Source organism: Xenorhabdus eapokensis (assembly GCF_001908105.1).
This window is the reverse complement of record NZ_MKGQ01000063.1, coordinates 1-6,689: the sequence shown is the minus strand read 5'-3', so window position 1 is coordinate 6,689 and position 6,689 is coordinate 1. Positions and strand designations below refer to the sequence as shown.

Genomic DNA, 6,689 nt, shown 5'->3' with positions numbered 1-6,689 from the left:
GATCCGTTGGGATTAGTGGGTGGGAAAAATCCGTATGCTTACGTATCAAATCCGACGGGTTGGATCGATCCGCTAGGATTAACTCCTTGTTCTGATTCTGGAATAAAAGATTGGGCTGTTGATGAATATGGCACGTTGAGGGGATTAGTCAAAGGTAAAAATTTAGGTCTTGATGCTCACCATGCTGGCCAAAAAGCAATCATGAAGAATCTTGTGAAAAACTATGATCCAAATACTGGGCCAGCTATTTTAGTGCCCAAATCTGGACACACAATATCTAGAGGGGATTTAGGTGTTGTATCAAGAAGCACGAAAAACCCAAGAACGGGAGAAAAATTTACTAGTGCTAGGGATTTGATTGCTCGTGATATAAGAGAATTAAGGCGGGTTTATCCTGAAATACCTAATAAGATACTTAAAGATCTTATTAATATGAATAAAAAGATGTATCCAGAAATCAGATTCAAATGTGTTGATAAGGTAATAAAATGAAAAATGATGAAAAAGTAGTAGAATCGATTTTTAGTGAGCTATTTGATGATAACTTTGTGAATTACAAAGATAATTTAACAAACTCATCAGACGGTAATCAAGAAGGTGTATATTCAAGAGCTAAGAGAGCATTATCAAAATTAGATAATGAAGATCAAGTAGCTATTTTTAATTTCTTTAAAGTAATAATGTCTGATACTGCATCAACTATCTTTGGAACTATTGATGGTTCTCATTTCCCTCCAAATATTGATGGCGATTTTACATTGATATATGAAAATGAAGAAATACAAGGAAGCCTACAAGATTTATTTATAGAAAAAGCCGAAGATAGAGATATTTATAATTAAAGTAAGGAAGCCGGAGAGATCCCCATGATCTTCCGGCTTTTTGTCATTATCCTGCCTGATAATCCCCAAGCAGTTCCCGCATCCTGAGCCTAATCTCACTGAGCTGGTCTTGCTGGCGCTGATACTGTTGCTTAATAGTTCGGGTGTCATCACTGTCAGGGATCAGCACCAGACAGCCCGCCATAATTTTAACGGTGAGTGTGCCCCCAATCTCAAACCCGGCGGCCTTAAGCCATCGTCCCGTTAAATTTATCGCGGGTCGGGGGTTCGGCCTGCCATTTTGCGGCACGTATCCCACGGTGTAATAACGTTCTGTTTTTGCCGCTTTATTTACCGCACGGTTTTGCTTAGAATGCGCCTTAGCCATCATTAACTACCTCAACTAGTTGGTTATGGTTAGCGGTGTCGGGATGTTCTCAGCATCCCAATACCGCGTGAGTTCTGCCTCTTCTTTAGTTGCTCTTTACTGTCCAGCGTTTAGCATCATGCATATGTAAAATGCTGTTAATCACTGTCTCAACGGCCTCCCGCTCTTTCTCATCTAGCTGTGAAAGCGCTTCAAACTGGAGTTTAAGCCGATCATCAGGACCACGTTCATCCGGTTCAAAAAGAAGCATATCCGCACTGACATTCAACGCTAATGCAATCCGTCTGAATACATCAATCGTGGGTTGAGAAGTGCCCGCCTCATAGCGCTTGTACTGTGAAACGTGCATCCCAATCTTGTCCGCCATCTGTTGTTGTGTGAAACCCAGCTCTTTACGGGAAGTGGCTAATTTATCAGAAAAGCTCATAGGAAATTCCAAAGTTGCTGTAACTGACATCACTATAAGCCTCCCTTTTTTATCGCTTGACGAATAGTATCATATCAGGGACTATATATATCATCAATATGAATCTTGACGCAGTTTTAAAGGATTAAGATATGGCTCGCATTCCCGAAGCAGAATTACAGCACCTGAAAGCCGCTGTCTCTTTAGTTGCCATCATTGAGCAGCAGGGGCGGCAGCTCTTTAAGCGCGGCAAAGACATGGTTGTGTTGTGCCCGTTCCATGAGGAGAAAACGCCCTCAATGGTCATTACCCCGTCAAAGAATCTTTATCATTGCTTTGGTTGCAGTGCGGGCGGTTCGGTGCTCGACTGGGTGATGAAAACCGAAGGGCTGAGCCTGCGCCATGCCGCCGAACGCTTAAAGGCCGTGCTGGGGCACAATCCGGCGGTCGAGCCGCTGGTGCAGCCGGAAGAGCTGGCCAGTGATGCTATCGGGCAGCAGGTGTTGTTGTCACGGGTGGTTGCGTTTTATCACCATACGTTGCTGAATGCGACGGAAGCGCAAGCGTATCTGTCCAAACGGCGGCTCAATCATCCTGAGCTGGTCAGTCATTTTAAACTGGGTTTTGCCAACCGGACACTGGCTTACCGCCTGCCGCCCAGTAAGCAAAAGGCCGGGGCGGAGATCCGCCGCCGTCTGCAAGCGGTTGGCGTGCTGCGGGAGAACGGGCGGGAGCACCTGCGCGGATCGCTGGTTGTCCCCGTGATGGATGCGCAGGGGCAAATCCACGAACTGTATGGACGCATGATCAGTGATGATCTGCGGGCGTCGGTTGTCCGCCATCTGTACCTGCCGGGTGCCCATCAAGGGGTCTGGAATGCCGCGGCGCTGGGGGTGTCCAAAACGCTTATCCTGTGTGAATCACTGATCGATGCGATGTCGTTCTGGGTGACGGGGCAGCGAAATGTCACGGCGGCCTATGGTGTACATGGTGTCACCGCTGATCACTGGCAGGTCTTTGAGCAGCACGGCATTAAGCAGGTGCTGATCGCCTTTGATAATGATACGGCAGGCAATGATGCGGCCGTGAAACTGGCGGCAGCGCTGGTTGCCAAAGGGATCACGCCGCTGCGTGTGGTGTTCCCGCCGGGCAGGGATGCCAACGCGTATCTGTGTCAGGTTGCTGAGCCAGAAACCGCCTTTGCCCTGCTGCTTGAGAGTGCAATACCGATGCAGGATGCCGCAGATATGGTGGCACTTGAGCGCCAGACACCTGAGCCGGATACCGTGCCAGAACCCGCTTCCCCTTTAGCCGCTGAACCCGCGCCCAGCGTGACGCCGAATGTGGTGTGTGAGTCCGGTGATCATGGCGAGCTGCTTATCTCAGTCGGGACACTGCAATGGTGTCTGCGTGGGCTGGGCGCGGTGAAAGCGGGATCGGCTGCCATGAAGATCAATGCACAGGTACTGGACACGCAAAGCGGCGTGCTGTTCGCTGACGGGGTTGATCTGATGAGCGGACGCTCACGCAACAGTTACGCCCGCATGGCCGCCGCGGAGCTGGGACTAACCGAAGGCGACATCCGGCGGGTACTGGGGCAGGTATTACTCGCCGTTGAACAGTGGCAGCAGCAAGGCGGCACGGCATCAGTAGTCAAAGCACCCGAAATGAGCGACACCGAACAGGCAGCCGCACTGGCTTTGCTGCAAGATCCGTCCCTGACCGCACGTATTACCGCTGACTTAGCGGCTTGTGGCGTGGTTGGTGAATCCACTAACTTACTGGCGGGCTTTTTGGCCGCCGTGAGCCGCAAACTGCCCAAACCGTTAGCGGTACTTATCCAGAGCAGCAGCGCCGCCGGAAAATCTTCGCTGATGGAGGCGGTGCTGAACCTGATCCCCGAAGAGGAGCGCATCCAGTACAGCGCCATGACCGGGCAAAGCCTGTTCTATCTGGGCGAAACTAATCTCCAGCACAAGATATTGGCTATCGCCGAAGAAGAAGGGGTGCGGCAGGCCGCCTATGCGCTCAAGCTGTTGCAGTCAGACGGTGAGCTGACAATGGCGAGCACGGGCAAGGATGAAGCGACCGGAAACCTCGTCACCAAAAGCTATACCGTGAAAGGCCCGGTGATGCTGATGCTGACCACGACCGCCATTGATGTGGATGAGGAGTTGCTGAACCGCTGTCTGGTGCTGACAGTCAACGAATCCCGCGAACAGACCGAAGCGATCCATGCGTTGCAGCGCCAGAAACAAACGCTCGAAGGCCTGCTGGCTGAGAACGAGCGCGACTATCTGACCCAGCTTCACCAGAACGCCCAGCGGCTGTTACGCCCGCTGAATGTGGTCAATCCGTATGCGCACCAACTGACCTTTATGTCAGACAAAACCCGTACCCGCCGTGATCACATGAAATATCTCACCCTGATCCAGAGTATCGCCCTGTTGCACCAGTATCAGCGGGACATCAAAACGGCGGCGCATCGCGGAAAAACGTTGGAATATATTGAAGTAACCCAAGCCGATATCCGGCTGGCTAATCAGTTGGCGCATGAGATCTTAGGCCGGACGCTGGACGAAATGCCGCCGCAGACGCGTAAGCTGTTGCTGTTGATCCAGCAGATGGCGCACGCAATGGCATTGGGAGGTCAGCAAACGCTGCGAGAAGTGCGCTTTACCCGGCGGGATATCCGGGCTTACACGAACTGGAGCGACAGCCAGCTTAAGCTGCATTGCCAGCGCCTGAGTGACATGGAGTATCTGCTGATCCACGGCGGCAGTCGCGGGCATCTGTTGCAATACGAACTGCTCTGGGACGGCGATGGCGACAGCGCCTACTTAAGCGGCCTGATCGTGCCGGTATGATCTTTGCAAGTCTGGGCAACCCTGACGCAAGTCTATCCCAAGTCTGCCCCAAGTCGGGGTTAAGTCTGGGTAAGCAAAATAGTCCTAAAGCCACAGCCAGACAGGATTAGATGCCCGCAAGTCTGACAAAACGAAAAATCACTGTTCCGGCAACATAATAAAATACCCTGTCATACCGTACCGCCGGAGAGTTCCCACAGCAAAAAGGAAAATCCGCATGACACCTTCACACGACAGCCCGCTTATGACACTGCGCCAGCAACTGGAAGCCTGGCTGGATGTCCGGGCATTACAGGGCGGCAGCCCCAAGACACTGGAAACCTATCGCGCCCAACTGCGCCCCTTCGTTGAATGGTGCGAACAGCGGGCAGTTCACTACGCCCCGCAAGTCTCGTTACCCCTGCTGGAGAGCTGGCAGCGTTATCTGCGCAGTTACCGTAAACCGGATGGACAGCTTTACAGCAATAACAGCCAGCGCGAGCGGCTGAGCACGTTGCGGCTATGGTTCCGTCACTTATTACAGCGCCACCACATTCTCTACAACCCAACGGAATTACTGGTCTTGCCAAAAGAAGAGAAACGCCTGCCTGCACAGGTCTTAAGCGAAAATGAAACGGAGCAGGTGCTGGCTAGTCTGGACACGCAGACACCGATGGGCTTGCGCAACCGGGCAATACTGGAAATCCTCTGGAGCAGCGGCATCCGGCGTGGGGAGCTGCGCCATCTGCGGCTGAAGGATATCGACTTCGGACGCGGTGCCGTGATGGTGCGGCAGGGCAAAGGCCACAAAGACAGGGTGATCCCCATCGGGGAGCGGGCGCTGGACTGGGTAGACCGTTACGTTGCAGATGCCCGGCCACGGTTAACGCTGCGTGACGACAGTGGACACCTGTTCGTCACAAAATGGGGCAAGCCCATCAGTCCGGGGATGTTAACGCAAATCGCCGCCGAAGCCATCCGGAAGCAGGCACAACTTGACAAACCGGGCGCCTGTCACCTGTTCCGGCACTCAATGGCCACGCAGATGCTGGACAACGGGGCAGATATCCGCCATATCCAGGCGATGCTGGGACATGAAAAACTCAACACAACACAGGTCTACACGCGGGTCGCCATCAAACAGCTCAAGCAGGTGCACAGCCAGACCCATCCGGCCGAGCGTGCCCCCACCCAACCGGACGCAGACAGCCATACCGAACCACCGGAGCCAGGTTCAGGCCGCGCCAGCGGAGAACACAGTGCCCGCCAATAACGCGGGCGCCATCGACAGCCCGATAATCCCCGTTAAGTTCGCGGGGGTGCGGGGCAGGGGCAGACCGTGGCCGGACTGCCCGTCAGCTTCAGTGCCGGCGGGGGTAAATGGGCAATGGGCCGCGGCGGCCACGGTGTCCCCCATCCATATGTGCCGGCTGCCCAAAGCCCATTTAACATAATGCAGGGAGATTAGGCGAAATTCGCCGTGTGGCCACCGTGTTCCGCCCAACCCCGAAGAGCGGCTCACATCGCATAATCTGCATTATGTCTGGCGCCCCCGCTGTCAGCATCGCGGGGTTCACCGCACAAGGCTAACGCCTTCTGCTGTCAGCACCGGCGCACCCTCTTGGCAAACTCAGCGCCAATCTTAAACAGCGTGCCACGTTCCGGCAAAAACAGCTTCTTCTTTAGCTGCCTTGAGTGGCTCAGGCAAAGAACCCTGTAGTGCGGCCTCCGCGTTGACCTCCCCCGCCCCAACCCTGCTGCATTGTCTGCGCGCGGCTCGCAGTCGCTGCGCTCCTCGCTCGTTGCCGTGCTCGCCATCTCCGCCCCCGTGCAGCCCCCGCAGGGGGCTTCCCTTGTAAACAGGGTGCGGTCATGCAAAACCGTGCCCCATCTGAAACATCGGTGATCCCGAGCGTCGCAGGGCGCCGCTTGCAGGCTCTGTGCCGCCCGCACCCGCAGAACGGCCGCCCGCCGCCCAAGCAAGTTGGGCGACGTTCGCCCGTTGCCGTGAAAAACATCACAAAATCAGGCTGTCCAGCCCATCACAAAGAAAAAGGGGCGCTATACTGCCCATCGGCGCAAGCGTCAAAACAGGCCAAAAGTGCACATCGGCCTTTTAGGTTCGCGGGAATGGGCAAAACGGGTAAAAGTGGTTCTTTAACAAGCTGATAATCAAGGAAAAAATCGCTTAAAACCGTATCACCGCACCGGAACCGGCCCTAAGATCC

7 protein-coding genes are annotated in these 6,689 nt (G+C 54.0%); 5 read left to right on the top strand and 2 right to left on the bottom strand.

Going from position 1 to position 6,689, the window contains the following annotated elements; genetic code table 11:
• Both Xedl_RS27995 and Xedl_RS18755 read left to right on the top strand, forming a co-directional pair.
• The coding region (locus Xedl_RS27995) for a hypothetical protein (protein ID WP_422645912.1) at window positions 1–492 on the top strand (492 nt) is incomplete at its 5' end.
• On the top strand, window positions 489–842 hold the full coding sequence (locus Xedl_RS18755; RefSeq protein ID WP_074025241.1) for a hypothetical protein: 354 nt from the start codon (window positions 489–491) through the stop codon (window positions 840–842). The genes Xedl_RS27995 and Xedl_RS18755, both read left to right, overlap by 4 nt.
• A gap of 46 nt (window positions 843–888) precedes the next feature.
• On the opposite strand, the gene Xedl_RS18750 is transcribed toward Xedl_RS18755, so the two are convergent.
• The gene (locus Xedl_RS18750; RefSeq protein ID WP_074025240.1) at window positions 889–1,209 is read right to left on the bottom strand and encodes a SymE family type I addiction module toxin; all 321 of its coding nucleotides are present in this window, start codon (window positions 1,207–1,209) and stop codon (window positions 889–891) included.
• Between the two features lie 85 nt (window positions 1,210–1,294).
• On the bottom strand, window positions 1,295–1,636 hold the full coding sequence (locus Xedl_RS18745; protein WP_074025243.1) for an RstR family transcriptional repressor: 342 nt from the start codon (window positions 1,634–1,636) through the stop codon (window positions 1,295–1,297).
• Between the two features lie 131 nt (window positions 1,637–1,767).
• Here Xedl_RS18745 and Xedl_RS18740 point away from each other — a divergent pair, with 131 nt between their 5' ends.
• From Xedl_RS18740 to Xedl_RS31765, 3 genes are all read left to right on the top strand, one after another.
• Window positions 1,768–4,482 (top strand): CHC2 zinc finger domain-containing protein, encoded by a 2,715-nt coding sequence (locus Xedl_RS18740; protein ID WP_074025239.1) that lies wholly within the window; start codon window positions 1,768–1,770, stop codon window positions 4,480–4,482.
• Window positions 4,483–4,699: 217 nt separating this feature from the next.
• Window positions 4,700–5,734, top strand: a complete 1,035-nt coding sequence (gene xerC, locus Xedl_RS18735) for a site-specific tyrosine recombinase XerC (protein WP_074025238.1) — start codon at window positions 4,700–4,702, stop codon at window positions 5,732–5,734.
• Between the two features lie 629 nt (window positions 5,735–6,363).
• Window positions 6,364–6,630 (top strand): hypothetical protein, encoded by a 267-nt coding sequence (locus tag Xedl_RS31765; RefSeq protein ID WP_208605092.1) that lies wholly within the window; start codon window positions 6,364–6,366, stop codon window positions 6,628–6,630.
• The last annotated feature ends 59 nt before the right edge of the window (window positions 6,631–6,689 follow it).

Excerpts from the sequence above, each read along its gene's own strand:
- Xedl_RS18755 (WP_074025241.1), top strand. The coding sequence starts at position 489 with ATGAAAAATGATGAAAAAGTAGTAGAATCGATTTTTAGTGAGCTATTT.
- Xedl_RS18750 (WP_074025240.1), bottom strand. The coding sequence starts at position 1,209 with ATGGCTAAGGCGCATTCTAAGCAAAACCGTGCGGTAAATAAAGCGGCA.
- Xedl_RS18745 (WP_074025243.1), bottom strand. The coding sequence starts at position 1,636 with ATGAGCTTTTCTGATAAATTAGCCACTTCCCGTAAAGAGCTGGGTTTC.
- Xedl_RS18740 (WP_074025239.1), top strand. The coding sequence starts at position 1,768 with ATGGCTCGCATTCCCGAAGCAGAATTACAGCACCTGAAAGCCGCTGTC.
- xerC (WP_074025238.1), top strand. The coding sequence starts at position 4,700 with ATGACACCTTCACACGACAGCCCGCTTATGACACTGCGCCAGCAACTG.